Raw genomic sequence first — 16,638 nt, forward strand, 5'->3', positions numbered from 1 at the left:
TGTACTTTTATCCTGAAAATAAAAAATAAATCCAATGCACATTCATTATATCTCAGAGCAAAACAGTATTCTTAATCATTTCTTGGCGCAAATTCGTGATGTGAACATCCAAAAAGACAGCATGCGTTTTAGAAAAAATATTGAGCGTATTGGAGAAATAATGGCATATGAATTAAGCAAAACGCTTGATTACAAAGAAATTGATGTACAAACACCATTAGGAATTAAACACACCACAACCATTGCCGAACCTGTGGTTTTATGTTCAATTCTTCGCGCTGGTTTAGCTTTACATCAAGGTTTTATGAGCTTTTTTGATAATGCAGAAAACGGATTTGTTTCGGCTTACCGTCATCATTATGACAATGATGATAAGTTTGAAATTTTAGTAGAATATCAAGCAGCTCCATCATTTGAAGGAAAAAATCTGATTTTAATTGACCCGATGTTAGCTACTGGACAATCGTTAGTAGCTGTACTTCACAAATTACATTTGGAACACCAACCTAAAGAAATTCATATTGCTGTCGTGATTGCAACTCCAGAAGGCATTCAATATTTAGAAGAAAATGTTCCTGAAAATTGTCATTTGTGGGTGGCTGCTTTAGATGAAAAACTAAACGAACACAATTATATTGTTCCTGGTTTAGGTGATGCTGGAGATTTGGCTTACGGAATTAAATTATAATTGCATTATAAAGAAGAAAATTCCCAATCCTAACAAGGCATAAACCACAATTTCTTTCACTAAATTATTTTCAATTTTCTCGATAAAATTTGCGCCAATAATAGCTAAAGGTCCAAAGCAGAACGCTAAACTTCCGTTATTTTTATTAGCCGAAAGCACGTAGATTCCGACACCTAGAATAAAAGAAAACAAAATCGTTTTGTGTGACGATTGCATGTTCAAGGCTTTGTTTGGCACATCAAAAACATGCAAAACAAATGCAAATAAACTTAGTGAAGTAAAAACCGCTAAAGCAATTCGTTGGTAAATATTTTCAAAGTAATAAAAATCAAAACTAATATACGTTTTATCTAACAAGGTACTCAATAAAGTATTGTCGAGAATACTATTGGCAAGGAAAAATAAAATAGTTACCGCAAACAACGCAATAAAAGGTATAATCCAATTTCGATAATCTTTAGAAACGTGAAGTATAACGGCAATGAAAACTAAAATGATGTAAAAAATACTCCAAAAGTGAAATAAGGCAGCTAAGAAAATCCAAAACGAAGCGTCAAAAACTTTCTCTTTTGTTTGAAGTAAAGATTTCAAGGAAATTAACCTTCTCAAGGCTAAAAGCAATAGAAAATTAGAAATAATGATATTCTTATTCTGAAAAATTGAGGAAAAGAATAGAAGAAAGACAAAAAACAGAAATAAGGCATAATTGTTTCCTTTGGTCAATCCGTTTTTAAGTGTAATGAAATTTAGAATGAATAAAGAAGCGAAAAGCAAGACATATAAACCAAACTGCTCGGCATAGTAAACCCAGTCTGCAGTAGGTTTAGCCAACGCAATTATCTTTATAGAAAAGAAAAAAAGCGACAGAATTCCTATTACTAAATAATTAAATGGTCTTGTTTTACTAAAAACGCTTGCTAACATGCGAATATTTTATATTTTTGTGGTGTAAATATAATACTTTATCAAAATGAAATCATTTTTTGAAGGAATACAATCACTTTTCGTAGATTTTTTATTCTTACCAATGGATTGGTTAAGAGAACTAGAATTAACTAATTGGTGGACTGCAAATATCTTAAACTGGATTTTTATTATAATCTGTTGTGGAGCTATGACTTATTGGATTAAGCAATTGAACATCTTCAAAGCAAACAATGAAGATGAGCAAGATACAACTGCACACTCATTTTTAAAATAATCTTATTAAGATATAAGCAAGGATTATAAATCCTTACCAATATCTCTTCTAAAATACATCTTATCAAATTGTAGCTTAGCTATACTTTGATAAGATTTTTTTATGGCTTCTTGAAAGTCATTTCCGTAAGAAGTTACCGCAATTACGCGACCTCCATTAGTCACCACTTTTCCGTTTTCTAATTTTGTTCCTGCATGAAATGGAATAGAATCCGTGATGTTTTCTAATCCGAAAATCTCTTTTCCTTTTTCATAATCCTCTGGATAACCTCCTGAAACTACCATGATAGTTGTAGCTGCTCTTTCATCGATTTCCAAGGTGATTTTTTCTAATTCTTGATTGCCAATCGCTTCAAAAATTTCGACTAAATCACTTTTTAATCTTGGCATCACTACTTCCGTTTCTGGATCTCCCATACGAACGTTGTATTCGATAACCATTGGCTCGCCTTTCACGTTGATTAATCCAATGAAAACAAATCCTTTGTATTCGATTCCGTCTTTTTGTAAACCTGCGATGGTTGGCTTTACAATTCGAGTTTCAATTTTTTCTAATAAAACTGCATCCGCAAATGGAACTGGAGATACCGCACCCATTCCACCTGTGTTTAATCCAGTATCGCCTTCTCCGATTCGTTTGTAATCTTTTGCTGTTGGTAGTACTTTATATGATTTTCCATCCGTTAAAACAAAACAACTTAATTCGATTCCGTCTAAGAATTCTTCGATAACTACTTTTGAACTTGCTTGTCCAAATTTAGCTCCCACTAACATATTTCGTAACTCCGTTTTAGCTTCTTCTAAATCCGATAAGATTAAAACGCCTTTTCCAGCAGCTAATCCATCTGCTTTTAAAACATAAGGCGCATCTAAAGTTTCTAAAAACAAACAGCCTTTTTCAACTGTTTCTTTGGTGAAACTTTCGTAACGAGCGGTTGGAATATTGTGTTTTACTAAAAATTCTTTTGCAAACTCTTTACTTCCTTCTAATTGTGCCCCAACTTTTGATGGTCCGATTACTGGAATATGATTGATTTGTGAGTCATTTTTGAAGAAATCATATATTCCTAAGACCAAAGGGTCTTCTGGTCCAACCACAACCATTGCTACTTTTTCTTGTAAAACAAAAGCTTTAACGGCATCAAAATCATTTGGATTTAAATCCACATTTTTTGCGATGGTTGCTGTACCTGCATTTCCAGGTGCAACAAAAAGAGAAGTACATTTTGAAGATTGTAGCATTTTCCAGGCCAATGCATGTTCGCGACCGCCAGAACCAAGTAGTAAAATAGTCATTTTGTGTGTTGTTATGTTGTTTGGCAAAAGTACTATTTCTTAAGAAGAAAGAAAAAAGAAAAAAGAAGAAAGATTATTTTCAGATTTATTACTTTTGGATAAATTCCAACGAATGTTCAACTTGTTTCACCTTTCTTTAAAATTAAGCGGTTTTCCTATTGCGAAAGCTCAGGCTGATTTTGAGAAAATTCTAGAAATTTCAGAAACAGATTATCCAGATTATCTCGAAAATAAAAAGCGAGAAATTGTGGAATTTCATTTGAAAAATAACACTTTTTATCAGAATTTAGTTGGGAAAGACAGATTTGAAAATTGGAATGATTTACCTGTTCTAACCAAAAAAGATTTACAAAAACCATTAAAAGACCGAATTTCAAAAGGCTATTCCGAGAAAACTGTTTTCGTAAATAAAACTTCGGGTTCAAGTGGTGATCCGTTTGTTTTTGCTAAGGATAAAGAAGCGCATGCCATAACTTGGGCTTCCATAATTCATCGTTTTGGTTGGTATGGAGTTGATTTCAATTCGTCGTATCAAGCAAGATTTTATGGGATTCCATTGGATTTTATTGGGTACAGAAAAGAACGTTTAAAAGACTTTTTGAGTAAACGATATCGTTTCCCGATTTTTGATTTATCGGACAAAGTTTTAGATGGTGTTTTGGAACATTTTAAAACCAAAAAGTTTGATTATATTAATGGTTATACGAGTTCGATTGTGCTTTTTGGAAAATATTTACAAGAGCGAAATATCATTTTAACCGATGTTTGTCCCACCTTGAAAGTTTGTATGGTGACATCGGAAATGTTGTTTGAAGAAGATAAAATTCTGCTGGAAAAACATTTAGGAATTCCAGTTGTGAATGAATATGGTGCTTCGGAATTGGATTTAATTGCTTTTCAAAATCCGAATGACGAATGGCAAGTGAATTCGGAAACCTTGTTTGTGGAGATTTTGGATGAAAATAATCAACCAGTTCAGTATGGAAAGGAAGGAAAAGTGGTGATTACTTCGTTATACAATAAAGCGCATCCATTCATTCGTTATGAAATTGGCGATGTTGGAATTTTGGATGAAAAAAGCACGTTGAAAAAACCTATTCTGAAAAAATTAATTGGAAGAACCAGCGATGTGGCACTTTTACCAAGTGGAAAAAAATCACCAGGATTAACGTTTTACTACGTAACCAAAAGTATTATTGAAGATGATGGAAACGTGAAAGAATTCATCGTACGCCAAACAAAATTGGATAGTTTTGATATTGATTATGTAAGTTCGGTAGAATTATCATTGGAACAAATTCAAGAAATTGAAAAAGCAATTGCTAAATATTTAGAACCTGGTTTGCATTTTACCTATAACCGAAAAGAAGTTTTGGAAAGAACAAAAAGAGGGAAATTGAAGCAATTTCAATCAAATTTATGATTCATTTGTCAGTTTGAGCGAAGTCGAAAACTAATTTCTATACTTCATAAAACCGCGATACATCCAATGCAACATATAGTAAGCCGATTGAAAAACATTGAGCATTTCAACTTCTCTATAAAATTGCCATTGGTATTTAATTAAATCCGATTTTTTTCTGGAAAGTGAATTTTCTCTAATTCTATAAATAGCTTGAGTTTCTTGGATTCCGTGAGCGAATGGAATCACTTTCAAATAATTCAACCACAACCCCATATCTTGACGTTTTCGAATGAGTGGCATATATTTTTTACCCAACTTTTTAATATCTAAAAAAGCGGTCAAACAACTAATTGAATTGGATTTTAAAATGTCGGTATACGAAACTTTATGTGGTACAATAAAATCGGAATACATAAATTCTAATTCTTCATTGGCTCTTCTATAAGACGAAAACACGAATGGAATTCCAGTTTCGTTAATAGTTTTAATATTGTTTTCGATAAAAGTTGGGAACCAAATATCATCAGCATCAATAAACGTCATGTAATCACCTGACGCTTTCTCAATTCCAGTATTTCGGGCTACTGCTGGTCCAGAATTTTGGCTTAATTTATGAAATTGAATACGATTATCGTTTTGGATGATAGATAAAACCACATGTTCCGTTACGTCAGAAGAACCATCATCTACAATAATCATTTCCCAATTTTGATAGGTTTGATTTTGCACTGATTGTATCGTTTCAGCAATATATTTTGCAGAATTATAAGATGGTGTGATTATGGAAACTAAAGTGTTCATTAGTAGGCTTTTTTCTCACCTTTAATGGCGTTAATCACTGTGGCAAAAATGATTTTAATGTCTAACAAAATAGACCAGTTTTCCAGATAGAAAATATCATATTTTACTCTATTTATGATATCTTTTTCTGTTTCTACTTCTCCTCTAAATCCATTGGTTTGGGCTAATCCTGTTATTCCTGGTTTTATAAAATGACGTACCATGAATTTATCAACTGTTTTAGCGTACATTTCCGTATGACTAACCATATGAGGTCTTGGTCCAACAACCGACATGTCTCCTAATAGTACATTGAAAAACTGAGGTAATTCATCAATACTTGTTTTGCGAATAAACTTACCTATCTTAGTGATTCTTGGATCATTTTTCTGTACTTGTTCTAAATCAGCAATTGGATTTAGATGCATCGAACGGAATTTATAACAATAAAATTCTTCATAGTTTAAGCCGTTTCTTTTTTGTTTGAAAAAAATTGGTCCTTTTGATTCAATTAAAATTAAGAGAGCAATTATGGGAGTCAACCAAGAAAGCAAGCAGATAATTATTAGTAAAGAAAAAACTAAATCAAAAACTCGTTTTAATCGTTTATTTACTTCTTTATCTAATGGAATAGTTCGTAACGATATGATTGGAATATAATCATAGTATTCAACAGCTAAATTTCTTAAAAAAGTATTTTTACTGTCTGGTAAAAATTTAATTGTTTTTAAATTATTATCCGAAAAATGAATTAAATTATTGATTTCCCTATTAGTAAGCGTGCTTATTGATGCGTATATCTCATCAATTTTATGTTCAATAACATAGTTTTTGCATTCTCCTAATTCGGTTTTCTTATTCTTTTTTAAATCAAAAACATGGTTTAAATTATATCCATAATCGGGATTGTTTGAGAAAAATTCTATTAACTCGTCAACATTTTTACCGTTACCTACTATAATTACATTTCTGTAATTTCCACCATATAAAAGACGATATTTTTTTAATAAAAAGAAAATTGAAAATTTTAAAAATCCAACTGAAATAAATGAACAAAATATATAAAAACCAATTTCATCTGCTGTTACATATTTATATTTGAAACCAACATAAGCAAATGTAATTAAGCTAATAAAAAAAAATTGCTTTAATAGTTTTCCTAAAATTTGAAAACCTTTACTATATCTATATACCTCATAATAACCTGAATAGTAAGAAATTATCAGCCAAAAAATAGAAACTATTGAATGATAGCCAATATTACTCATAGCAGATCGCATACAAACAAGTATCAATAAATTTATTATAATTAAATCTAAAAGTGTTTGTATGGGTCTAATATATACTGAGTATCTTCCTGTTTTGTTCTTCAATTAGTGAATATATTTTGTAAAATCTTTATGTTCTTCTTTTAACAACTCTTCCGAAGAAAGTGTCTTAAAATAATCATACGTAATTTTCATGCCTTCGGATCTTGACACTTTTGCTTCCCAACCTAAAATTTCTCTTGCTTTGGTCGTATCAGGCTGTCTTTGCATTGGATCATTAATTGGCAACGGATGATATACCACTTTTTGATTGGTTCCTGTTAACTTTATAATTTCTTCAGCAAAATCTTTAATGGTGATTTCGTCTGGATTTCCAATATTTACAGGTAAATGGTAGTCTGAGTGTAATAATCTGAAAATTCCTTCTACTTGGTCGTCAACATAACAGAATGAACGCGTTTGACTTCCATCGCCAAAAATAGTTAAATCTTCGCCACGAAGTGCTTGTCCAATAAATGCTGGAATTACACGTCCATCGTTTAATCGCATTCTTGGTCCGTATGTGTTAAAAATACGTACAATTCTGGTTTCTACCCCGTGAAAAGTATGGTAGGCCATGGTTATAGACTCTTGAAAACGCTTAGCTTCATCATAAACACCTCTTGGGCCAATTGTATTTACGTTTCCATAATATTCTTCTGTTTGTGGATGAACTAAAGGATCTCCGTAAACTTCAGAAGTGGATGCAATAAGAATTCTAGCATTTTTAACACGAGCCAAACCTAACAAATTATGAGTTCCAAGTGAACCTACTTTCAAAGTTTGAATTGGAATTTTTAAATAATCAATTGGGCTTGCTGGTGAAGCAAAGTGCAAAATGTAATCTAATTTACCTGGAACATGAACAAATTTAGTAATATCATGGTGGTAAAATTCGAAATTTTTATCTTTAAATAAATGTTCTATATTTTTTAAATCACCCGTAATTAAGTTATCCATTCCGATAACAAAATAACCTTCTTTAATAAATCTATCGCAAAGATGTGAGCCAAGAAAACCCGCTGCACCTGTAATTAATATTCTTTTCATTTTATTTTATTTTCTTTTTCTGATAAATGAATTGTGTTGAACAAACAATAAAAAACTGTAAAAAACACAACACCTCTTTGTCTCCACAAAAAAGATTCGGTCAAAAATAAGCTTATCATTAGAATTGCAAAAACAATATGGGTAAAATCTTTATTTTTTAATGCGTTTTTAAGGTTTACGAATAAAATTAAAATCAAGAAAACAAATCCTATGAACCCTAACTCAGAAAAAACCTGAATATATTGGTTGTGAAAGTTTTTCTTTTGATACCCTTCTGTGGTTTCATTTCCTTGAAAAACGTTGTATTTCAAGCCTTTTTCTTCCAACATTTTATATGATGCATTAAGTCCTAAACCTTGAAAAAAAACATTTTCTTCATTCATTATTTCTAAAAACATTCTAAACTGATATACTCGAAAAGATGCTCCTGAAAAAAAATCGCTTTGTTCAAATTTATCATTTTCCCAAGCCTCCTTCATACTAATTATTCGATCACCAACAATTTCTTTAGGAATAACGGTATGTCCAATATTATTATCCTTATTCAATTGAAATTCAAATTCGATTTTTTCTTTTATTCTATGAAAAAAAAGAAATGAAAAAAACACAATTACTAGCATGACAATGTTTCGCAATCGCATTTTATTAGCTGTTTTTGAATAGAAGAAAAAATAAAGAGAAATCAAGAAAACCGTTGTTATTATAACTGTTTTTGATTGAAGTAAAAATAAAAATGAAACTAAAAAAAGCTGAATTATTATTGTTTTTAAAGTATTCGCCTCATGCGTTATAAAATATAATAAAGAAAAACTAACAAAAACAGAATAGTGAACAGCATTTAACTCTTTAGTTACTAATTCATGACCAAAAAAAGTATTACTATCGTTTATGATAAAGTTTAAAAATGCTCTAACTATAAAATATATTGAAACTACAACAATAGAATAACTAAAATATTTAATGATTTTAACTTTTTCTTGCTTAAATATTGTTTTCGAAAATATAAAAACTAGAGGTATCAACAATAAAGAAATCTCTTTTAATAATGATTTTATAGAAGTCGATTTATCTATTGACCAAAAAAAAGACAAAGCCATTAATGCATAAAGTATTATTGGTAATAATAGCGATGTGTTTTTATTAAAATTATTTTTATTTAAAAAACCCAACGAGATAGTAAATAAAATTCCAATACAAATGCTGTTTAATATATTTGCAAAAGGAATTGTTATTAAAACCAAAAGTATAAATATAAATAAACCCCCATCTTTTGTGTTAATTATTATCCTTTTGAAAAGTTCAACAATATTTGAATAAAGATTACTCATTTTTTAAAGTTAATGTTGATTGTTTTATATTTATTGCAAGTTATATAATAATTTTAATTATAAACAATGTATTATTGAATTTATATATAGAAAAAAATTCTTTACTATCTTTATAATTTTATATTTGCATTTAAATCTTTTTTAAGTGAAAAAAGCTATAGTTACAGGAATTAGTGGTCAAGATGGTGCTTATTTAGCAAAATTATTGTTATCAAACAATTATAAAGTTTTTGGTATTGTTAGAACTAATTTAAAAAGTTTCTCTAATTTAGAATATTTAAAAATCAATAATGAAATTGAATTTGTTTACTGTGATTTATTAAACATAAGTGAAGTAGAAAAAACAATAAACGACATAAACCCTGACGAAATTTATAACTTAGCAGCTCAAAGTTCTGTTTTTCAATCTTACTTGCAGCCAATTACTACTTTTGAATTTAATACCATTAGTGTTTTTAATTTAATTGAATCTATAAAAAAAATAAATCCAAAAATAAAACTATATCAAGCCAGTAGTAGCGAAATGTTTGGAAGAGTAAAAAACCTTCCTATAAACGAGGAAAGTGTAATTCATCCTGTTAGTCCATATGCTATTTCTAAAGTTGCCGCTCATTACACTTGTGTAAATTATAGAGAAAGCTATGATATGTTTATATCTTGCGGAATCTTATTCAACCATGAATCTTATTTGAGAAATGAAAACTTCTTTGTGAAAAAAGTAATTCGCGAAAGTTTAGAGATTTCATTAAATAAAAAAGATGATTTAAAAGTTGGTAATATTGATATTAAAAGAGATTTTGGTTATGCCCCAAAATATGTAGAGGCAATGCATTTAATGCTTCAACAGGAAACCGCCTCAGATTATTTGGTTTGTTCTGGGCAGTCAGTTAGTCTAAAAGAAATTATTTATTATGTTTTTGATCGATTGAACATTTCCAAATCTAAATGTATTATTGATAAAACGCTATACAGACCGTCTGATATTGAAGATATTTATGGAACTAACGAAAAAGCAAAAAAAGAATTAAATTGGCAATATGATTTAAACTTTTTTGCCGTTTTAGATATATTACTTGAAGAAGAGATAAAAAATTATAAAAAATAAATGAAAACAGCATTAATTACAGGAATTAACGGTCAAGATGGTTCATATTTGGCTGAACTATTGTTAGAAAAAGGATATCAAGTTCATGGTATAATAAGAAGAAGTTCAACTTTTAATACAGAAAGAATTGAGCATTTATACATAGAATCATTAATAAAAGATTTGCATTCAAAACAAAAAATCAAACTTCATTATGGTGATATGACGGATTCTACCAATTTGATTCGATTAATCCAACAAATAAAACCAGACGAAATTTACAACTTAGCCGCGCAATCGCATGTAAAAGTTTCTTTTGAGTTACCAGAGTACACGGCAGAAACAGATGGAATAGGTACACTTAGATTATTAGAAGCTATTCGAATTTGTGGTTTAGAACAGAAAACTAAAATTTATCAAGCATCTACTTCTGAATTGTTTGGAAAAGTGCAAGAAATTCCTCAAACCGAAACAACTCCATTTTATCCAAGAAGTCCTTACGGTGTTGCAAAAATTTATGCGTTTTGGATTACTAAAAACTATAGAGAATCCTATAACATTTTTGCTGTTAACGGAATTCTTTTTAATCACGAATCAGAACGTAGAGGAGAAACTTTTGTAACCCGAAAAATTACTTTGGCTGCTGCAAGAATTAAGCACGGTTTGCAAGAAAAACTATATTTAGGTAATTTAAATTCTCTTAGAGATTGGGGTTATGCAAAAGATTATGTAGAATGTATGTGGCTCATGTTACAACAAGATGTGCCTGAAGATTATGTAATTGCAACTGGCGAACAACACTCTGTACGCGAATTTTGTGAATTAGCATTTAAAGAAGTTGGTATCACAATTGTTTGGGAAGGAACAAATGAAAACGAAAAAGGAATTTGTAAAGAAACAGGCAAAATATTAATTGAGGTTGATCCAAATTATTACCGTCCTGCCGAAGTAGAAACATTATTAGGTGATCCAAGTAAAGCAAAAAACCAATTGGGCTGGAATCCAACCAGAACTTCTTTTGAAGAATTGGTTAAAATAATGGTTAAGCACGATTTAGATTATGTAAAAAGAAATTAAAAATGGAAAAAGCATCTAAAATTTTTGTAGCTGGTGCAAATGGAATGGTAGGTTCTGCAATTGTAAGAGAATTACAAAAAAATGGTTATGAGAACTTACTTTTGCCAAATTCTAAAGCTTTAGATTTAAGAAATCAAGAAGCGGTGGCTGCTTTTTTTGAAAAAAATAAACCAGAATATGTTTTTTTAGCGGCCGCAAAAGTAGGTGGGATTTATGCAAACAATACCTATCCTGCGGAGTTTTTGTATGACAACATGATGATTCAAAACAATGTTATACATCATGCATATCTTAACAATGTGAAAAAACTATTATTTTTAGGAAGCTCGTGCATTTATCCAAAATTTGCACAACAACCCATAAATGAAAATAGTTTGTTAACAGACACTTTGGAGCCAACAAATGAAGCTTACGCAATAGCTAAAATTTCAGGTGTTGAAATGTGTAAGTTTTATAAAAAACAATATGGTTGCCAATTTATTTCTGCTATGCCTACCAATTTATATGGCATTAATGATAATTTTAACATAGAAAACTCACATGTTTTACCTGCTTTATTGAGAAAATTTGTTGAAGCCAAAAACAAAAACGAAAAAAATGTAACCGTTTGGGGAACAGGAACACCTTTAAGAGAGTTTTTATATGTAGATGATTTAGCAGAAGCCTGTTTGTTTTTAATGTTGCATTACAACGAAGAATCAACCATAAATGTAGGCACAGGAGTTGAAATTTCAATTAAAGAATTAGCAGAAACTATTAAAGAAAAAGTTGGTTTTAAAGGCGAATTAGTTTTTGATACTACAAAACCAGATGGTACTCCAAGAAAATTATTAGATGTTTCAAAAATTAATAATTTGGGTTGGAAACACAAAATAGATCTTAACGATGGGATTGAAAAAACCATTGAATGGTTACATCAAACAAATTTTTCTTCTTTTAAATAATGTTAAAAAGAATCTCAGATAATCATTTAATCATGAGTGGTATTTACAAAGGAATTTCTGGGATTTCTTTGTTTGTATCCATTCGAATATTATTGGATTATTTAGGAGATGAGAATTATGGGCTTTGGGTATTAGTATTTACTTTGTTTCAATTAGTCTTGTTAATGGATTTTGGGATTCAAAGCTCATTAAAAACAAAAATTCCGGTTTTAGTTCATGAAGAAAAATTTGAGCTGATAAAAAGTTACATAAAATCTACATATAAAATATCGGGTTATATAGCGATTTTTATTTTTCTGAGTTTTTTTTTGCTTTCGCTTGTAATTGATTTAAAATCAATTTTTAACATTGATTTCCACAGTAATTTATTTGTTTCCTTTCTTTTTATTTTAAATGTATTTTTCTTTTGCATCAACTTTGTTGCAAACATTCATAAATCACTTTATGTGGCTTATTTGAAAGGAAAATATTCTGAAGAATCTTTAGCTGTTAACCAAATAGGATTATTGGTACTGTTCTTCCTGTTCATCACTTTTTTTCCAAAAATAAATGCCACTGAAAAATTAATTGCAATTTCAATAATAAACGGATTATTTACTTTTTTAGTAAACCTTTTCTATACGTTTCGCTTTTTTAAAATGACCTCGCTAAACCTAGTCACAAAATTAAAAACAGGTAGCGAATTTTTGAAAGGAATTTTAAAATTAGGATTCAAATATATGATTATTCAGGTGTGTTTTGCTTTAATGTTTTATTCAGATAATTATATCATTTCATCTGCTTTCAATCCTGAATCTGTTTCACCTTACGAAGTTGTTAGTAAATTATTTCAATTCCCATTAATGATTCTTTTTGCAGCTATCTCCCCACTATGGTCAATGTTTGCAAAAAATTATATTGAAAAAAATAAATCAGCCTTATTAAATTCCTTTAAAAAATTTAACTACTTTTTTATTGTTATTTGCGTTTTAGTATCAATAGGTATGATAATTAGCCCATTTATTATTTCTATATGGATTAAAGAAGCCATAGTAATTCCAACCTATTTAATACTTCTAACAGGAATTGTAACTCTGTTAAGAATATTTGCTACCTTTTATAGCTTTTTTTTAAATGGAATTGGTAATTTAAATACTTACATTAGTATTTTAGTAATAAGTGTACTTGTAAAAATACCTTTATCCTATTTTTTTGTAGATTTGGGGTTTGGAATAAACAGCGTAGTAATTTCAACGCTAATTTTAATGTTGCTATGGGTATTAATTATACCTTATAAATGTTACGCTTTAGTTAATAAACTCTCGGAAAATGAATAATTTTATATATAAAAATAAGAGCTTTTTATTAAAAATAAAAAGGGCAATAAATAATACTTGTGGCTTAGAAATTTTAAAATACCCTACACCAGAACTGGACCGTAGAATTAAACTATTAAAAAATTACAACATTGATGTTATTATAGACGTTGGTGCTAACATTGGTCAATATGGTGCTGAATTAAGAAACATTGGTTACGAGGGAAAAATTATTTCGTTTGAGCCTACTTCAGAAGCTTTTCAAAAACTTCAAAAAACAGCATCAAAAGATAATTATTGGGAAGTGCACAACATGTCATTAGGCGAGCGAGATGGCGAATCTACTATAAACATCTCTAAAAACTCAGTAAGTAGTTCAATTTTAAAAGATTTACCACAACTTACAGAAAGCGCTCCCGAAGCTACTTTTATTAAAAAAGAAGTAATAATCATCAAAAAATTAGATACTATTTTTGAAGACTTAAAAATAAAAGGCAAAAACATATACTTAAAAATTGACACGCAAGGTTATGAGAAAATGGTACTTGATGGTGCCGTTGAATCTTTAAAAAACATAACTGGAATTCAAATAGAAATGGCATTAATACCTTCTTATGAAGGTAGCTTAACTTTTGAAGAAATGAGCGCTAATCTAAAAAACTTAGGTTTCAAATTGACCACTATTGAAAGTGGGCACTATAACAAAAAAACAGGGAAGCTGCTTGAAGTGGATGGCGTGTTTTTTAAAAATTAAACATGATGGAAAATTTATTCAACAAACTGTCTATAGTAATTCCTGCTTATAACGAAGGACCAACCATTCATTTTATTTTAGATAAATTACAACACGTATCTTTATTAAATGCAATTGAAAAAGAGATTATAATTGTAAACGATTGCTCTAAAGACAATACCGAAGAAGCTATAAAAAACTACATGGCTCAAAACCCAAGTTTAAACATACAATATTTTAAACACGAAGTTAATAAAGGAAAAGGAGCTGCTTTACACACCGGTATTCAAAAAGCTACAGGTGAATATCTTATTATTCAGGATGCTGATTTAGAATATGATCCTGAAGAGTATAATTTATTACTAAAACCTGTTTTAGATGGTTTTGCCGATGTGGTTTATGGGAGTAGGTTTATGGGAGGGAACCCGCATAGAATTTTGTTTTTTTGGCACACGCTAGGAAATAAATTTCTTACTTTTTTATCTAATATGTTTACCAATCTAAATTTAACAGATATGGAAACCTGTTATAAAATGTTTGATACCAAAATTATACAATCGATACCATTACAAGAAAAACGCTTTGGGTTTGAACCAGAAGTAACCGCTAAAATTTCAAGAATTCCAAAAATTCGAATTTATGAAGTGGGAATCTCATACTATGGACGAACGTATGAGGAAGGAAAGAAAATTGGCTGGAAAGATGGTTTTAGAGCCATATATTGTATCTTAAAATATGGATTATTTAAAATGAAATAAATTATGTATGCAACCTTAATTTGTTTTCTTATTACTTCTTTTATTTTCACAATTTTAGGAAAAACCTTTATTAATTTTTTCGATAAACCTGAAAAATACTCGATTTTTGATTCATTTTTTATTGGTTTGAGTTTTGTTGGAACAATTTTAAATTTTTGGTCATTATTCTTTCCAACAAATCATTATTCACTGATATTACTACTTCTTATATCTTTATTAATTCTTTATAAAGAAAGAAAAATATATAATATTTATTTTAGTAGTATAAAAAACAAATTAATTAATAATAGGTCCATTTTAATAATAACAACTATTTTAATTCTATTAATCACTTTGTTGTTTTCAGTTGTTACACCTCAATTATATGATACATATTTATATCATATAAATGCAATTCAATGGAACGAAAACTACAAGATTGTACCTGGACTAGCAAATTTACATGACCGTTTTGGATTTAATTCTTCGGTTTTCGTATTGAGTGCAGGATTCTCTTTTAATTTTATTTACGAACAATATTTATTTATTATAAACTCTCTTTCTTTCTTATTATTCTTTATTTGGGTTTTAAAAAATGCTATTGAAATTAATAATATCAAAAGTTTACTTTTACTACTCTTCATTTATTATTTTACAAATCAATATTTTTTAGATATTTCTTCGCCGGGAACTGATTTATTACCTAATATTTTTATCAGTTATTTACTAATAAACATTCTGCTTTTTAGAGAATTTATAAAAAGAAAATGGCTTGTTTTTTTGGTCTTACCAATGTTTTGTTTAACACTGAAATTATCAACTCTTCCTATAATCATTTTAAGTCTAATTGTAATTTTTACAAATAACGAAAATACCTTTCTTAAGAATATTAAAAAGTTTGTGTTTTTGGCAATTTTATTCATTTTACCATGGATTGTTAGAAATGTTTTTCTTAGTGGATATCTTCTTTTTCCAGTAGCATCTATTGACATATTTAACTTTGATTGGAAAGTACCTCTCGAAAATGTTAAACTAACTAAAGATTGGATTTATTCATGGGCTAGAATTCCTTTTAAAGATAGTAAAGAGGTGTTAGCTATGAATTTTTCTGAATGGTTCAAAATTTGGTGGGAAAAATTATTATTAATCAATAAAAAACTACTGATTTTAGCTGTAATCTCACCTTTTGTGTTTTTAATATATTCCTTATTTAAAAAGAATGAAAAAGAAAAATTAATACCAATTGGAGTAGCCTTAATAATCATGTTATTATGGTTTTTTACAGCACCAGATATTCGATTTTCTTTTTCTGTTATACTTTTTTTAGCTTTATCGCCAATAGCTTTAATAAATTTTGATAAATTAAAAATTTTTAATAAAAAATACCTAATTATAGTATTATCGACTTATACTATATTTCTAATTTATCAAAAAGCGATTACTTTGTTTAAGCAAGATTATCTTATAAAAAACATCTCTGAATATTATTATCTCCCAACAGACATCACAACAATTAAAGAAAAAAGAAATATAAAATACAACACAAAAAAATTTAATTCAGAAAAAAATATAATTAATATATTTGAACCTAATCCTACACATTCTCAATGTTTCGATAAATTTCCTTGTTCGTGGTATATTGACAGTAATATCAGGCTCAGAGGAGAAGAATTAGGTGATGGTTTTCTTTATATTAAAGAATAAAATTTTACAA

At 29.1% G+C, this 16,638-nt stretch carries 16 protein-coding genes; 10 read left to right on the top strand and 6 right to left on the bottom strand.

The features are described from left to right. Positions 1-34 precede the first annotated feature (34 nt). Positions 35-688 carry a uracil phosphoribosyltransferase gene (upp, locus tag C8D80_RS07645; RefSeq protein ID WP_133609011.1) on the top strand — a complete coding sequence of 218 codons (654 nt, stop codon included), beginning with the start codon at positions 35-37 and terminating at the stop codon, positions 686-688. Here the strand turns inward: upp and C8D80_RS07650 are convergent. Then, positions 683-1,612 carry a DUF6427 family protein gene (locus C8D80_RS07650; protein ID WP_133609013.1) on the bottom strand — a complete coding sequence of 310 codons (930 nt, stop codon included), beginning with the start codon at positions 1,610-1,612 and terminating at the stop codon, positions 683-685. The genes upp and C8D80_RS07650 overlap by 6 nt on opposite strands. A gap of 46 nt (positions 1,613-1,658) precedes the next feature. Here C8D80_RS07650 and C8D80_RS07655 point away from each other — a divergent pair, with 46 nt between their 5' ends. After that, positions 1,659-1,889, top strand: coding sequence for a DUF6341 family protein (locus C8D80_RS07655; protein ID WP_133609015.1), 231 nt, complete (start codon positions 1,659-1,661; stop codon positions 1,887-1,889). 23 nt (positions 1,890-1,912) lie between these two features. Here the strand turns inward: C8D80_RS07655 and purD are convergent, their stop codons facing one another. Next, positions 1,913-3,184, bottom strand: a complete 1,272-nt coding sequence (gene purD, locus C8D80_RS07660) for a phosphoribosylamine--glycine ligase (protein WP_133609017.1) — start codon at positions 3,182-3,184, stop codon at positions 1,913-1,915. Positions 3,185-3,296: 112 nt separating this feature from the next. Here purD and C8D80_RS07665 point away from each other — a divergent pair, with 112 nt between their 5' ends. Continuing rightward, entirely contained in the window at positions 3,297-4,607 is a 1,311-nt protein-coding gene (locus C8D80_RS07665; protein WP_133609462.1) for a phenylacetate--CoA ligase family protein, read from the top strand. 30 nt (positions 4,608-4,637) lie between these two features. Here C8D80_RS07665 and C8D80_RS07670 read toward each other — a convergent pair whose 3' ends face one another. The 4 genes from C8D80_RS07670 to C8D80_RS07685 form a co-directional block, all read right to left on the bottom strand. After that, positions 4,638-5,390, bottom strand: coding sequence for a glycosyltransferase family 2 protein (locus C8D80_RS07670; RefSeq protein WP_133609019.1), 753 nt, complete (start codon positions 5,388-5,390; stop codon positions 4,638-4,640). After that, positions 5,390-6,637, bottom strand: coding sequence for an undecaprenyl-phosphate glucose phosphotransferase (locus tag C8D80_RS07675; RefSeq protein ID WP_394364578.1), 1,248 nt, complete (start codon positions 6,635-6,637; stop codon positions 5,390-5,392). The genes C8D80_RS07670 and C8D80_RS07675 overlap by 1 nt, the downstream gene beginning before the upstream one ends. A gap of 105 nt (positions 6,638-6,742) precedes the next feature. After that, positions 6,743-7,726, bottom strand: a complete 984-nt coding sequence (locus C8D80_RS07680; protein WP_133609023.1) for a UDP-glucuronic acid decarboxylase family protein — start codon at positions 7,724-7,726, stop codon at positions 6,743-6,745. Continuing rightward, positions 7,723-9,054 carry an O-antigen ligase family protein gene (locus C8D80_RS07685; RefSeq protein ID WP_133609025.1) on the bottom strand — a complete coding sequence of 444 codons (1,332 nt, stop codon included), beginning with the start codon at positions 9,052-9,054 and terminating at the stop codon, positions 7,723-7,725. The genes C8D80_RS07680 and C8D80_RS07685 overlap by 4 nt, the downstream gene beginning before the upstream one ends. Positions 9,055-9,199: 145 nt before the next feature. Between C8D80_RS07685 and C8D80_RS07690 the strand changes: the two genes are divergently transcribed. Genes C8D80_RS07690 through C8D80_RS07720 form a run of 7 tightly spaced genes read left to right on the top strand, consistent with a single transcriptional unit; the run spans position 9,200 to position 16,628 of the window. After that, on the top strand, positions 9,200-10,159 hold the full coding sequence (locus C8D80_RS07690) for a GDP-mannose 4,6-dehydratase (protein ID WP_133609027.1): 960 nt from the start codon (positions 9,200-9,202) through the stop codon (positions 10,157-10,159). Beyond that, complete coding sequence (gmd, locus tag C8D80_RS07695) at positions 10,160-11,215, top strand: GDP-mannose 4,6-dehydratase (protein ID WP_133609029.1); 1,056 nt, start codon at positions 10,160-10,162, stop codon at positions 11,213-11,215. A 2-nt stretch (positions 11,216-11,217) separates the two neighbouring features. Beyond that, positions 11,218-12,159 (top strand): GDP-L-fucose synthase family protein, encoded by a 942-nt coding sequence (locus C8D80_RS07700; protein ID WP_133609031.1) that lies wholly within the window; start codon positions 11,218-11,220, stop codon positions 12,157-12,159. Further along, positions 12,159-13,475, top strand: a complete 1,317-nt coding sequence (locus C8D80_RS07705) for a lipopolysaccharide biosynthesis protein (protein WP_133609033.1) — start codon at positions 12,159-12,161, stop codon at positions 13,473-13,475. Before C8D80_RS07700 ends, C8D80_RS07705 begins: the two co-directional genes overlap by 1 nt. After that, complete coding sequence (locus tag C8D80_RS07710; protein ID WP_133609035.1) at positions 13,468-14,208, top strand: FkbM family methyltransferase; 741 nt, start codon at positions 13,468-13,470, stop codon at positions 14,206-14,208. The genes C8D80_RS07705 and C8D80_RS07710 overlap by 8 nt, the downstream gene beginning before the upstream one ends. A 5-nt stretch (positions 14,209-14,213) precedes the next feature. Beyond that, entirely contained in the window at positions 14,214-14,945 is a 732-nt protein-coding gene (locus C8D80_RS07715) for a glycosyltransferase family 2 protein (RefSeq protein WP_133609037.1), read from the top strand. Positions 14,946-14,948: 3 nt separating this feature from the next. Continuing rightward, positions 14,949-16,628, top strand: a complete 1,680-nt coding sequence (locus C8D80_RS07720; protein WP_133609039.1) for an LIC_10190 family membrane protein — start codon at positions 14,949-14,951, stop codon at positions 16,626-16,628. Positions 16,629-16,638: the final 10 nt, after the last annotated feature.

Origin of the sequence: Flavobacterium cheniae, assembly GCF_004363695.1 — a bacterium.
GTDB classification, from domain to species: domain Bacteria; phylum Bacteroidota; class Bacteroidia; order Flavobacteriales; family Flavobacteriaceae; genus Flavobacterium; species Flavobacterium cheniae.

What these genes read in the sequence shown, in the direction of transcription:
- upp (WP_133609011.1), top strand. Translation starts at nt 35, where the DNA reads ATGCACATTCATTATATCTCAGAGCAAAACAGTATTCTTAATCATTTC.
- C8D80_RS07650 (WP_133609013.1), bottom strand. Translation starts at nt 1,612, where the DNA reads ATGTTAGCAAGCGTTTTTAGTAAAACAAGACCATTTAATTATTTAGTA.
- C8D80_RS07655 (WP_133609015.1), top strand. Translation starts at nt 1,659, where the DNA reads ATGAAATCATTTTTTGAAGGAATACAATCACTTTTCGTAGATTTTTTA.
- purD (WP_133609017.1), bottom strand. Translation starts at nt 3,184, where the DNA reads ATGACTATTTTACTACTTGGTTCTGGCGGTCGCGAACATGCATTGGCC.
- C8D80_RS07665 (WP_133609462.1), top strand. Translation starts at nt 3,297, where the DNA reads ATGTTCAACTTGTTTCACCTTTCTTTAAAATTAAGCGGTTTTCCTATT.
- C8D80_RS07670 (WP_133609019.1), bottom strand. Translation starts at nt 5,390, where the DNA reads ATGAACACTTTAGTTTCCATAATCACACCATCTTATAATTCTGCAAAA.
- C8D80_RS07675 (WP_394364578.1), bottom strand. Translation starts at nt 6,637, where the DNA reads ATGAGTAATATTGGCTATCATTCAATAGTTTCTATTTTTTGGCTGATA.
- C8D80_RS07680 (WP_133609023.1), bottom strand. Translation starts at nt 7,726, where the DNA reads ATGAAAAGAATATTAATTACAGGTGCAGCGGGTTTTCTTGGCTCACAT.
- C8D80_RS07685 (WP_133609025.1), bottom strand. Translation starts at nt 9,054, where the DNA reads ATGAGTAATCTTTATTCAAATATTGTTGAACTTTTCAAAAGGATAATA.
- gmd (WP_133609029.1), top strand. Translation starts at nt 10,160, where the DNA reads ATGAAAACAGCATTAATTACAGGAATTAACGGTCAAGATGGTTCATAT.
- C8D80_RS07700 (WP_133609031.1), top strand. Translation starts at nt 11,218, where the DNA reads ATGGAAAAAGCATCTAAAATTTTTGTAGCTGGTGCAAATGGAATGGTA.
- C8D80_RS07705 (WP_133609033.1), top strand. Translation starts at nt 12,159, where the DNA reads ATGTTAAAAAGAATCTCAGATAATCATTTAATCATGAGTGGTATTTAC.
- C8D80_RS07710 (WP_133609035.1), top strand. Translation starts at nt 13,468, where the DNA reads ATGAATAATTTTATATATAAAAATAAGAGCTTTTTATTAAAAATAAAA.
- C8D80_RS07715 (WP_133609037.1), top strand. Translation starts at nt 14,214, where the DNA reads ATGGAAAATTTATTCAACAAACTGTCTATAGTAATTCCTGCTTATAAC.
- C8D80_RS07720 (WP_133609039.1), top strand. Translation starts at nt 14,949, where the DNA reads ATGTATGCAACCTTAATTTGTTTTCTTATTACTTCTTTTATTTTCACA.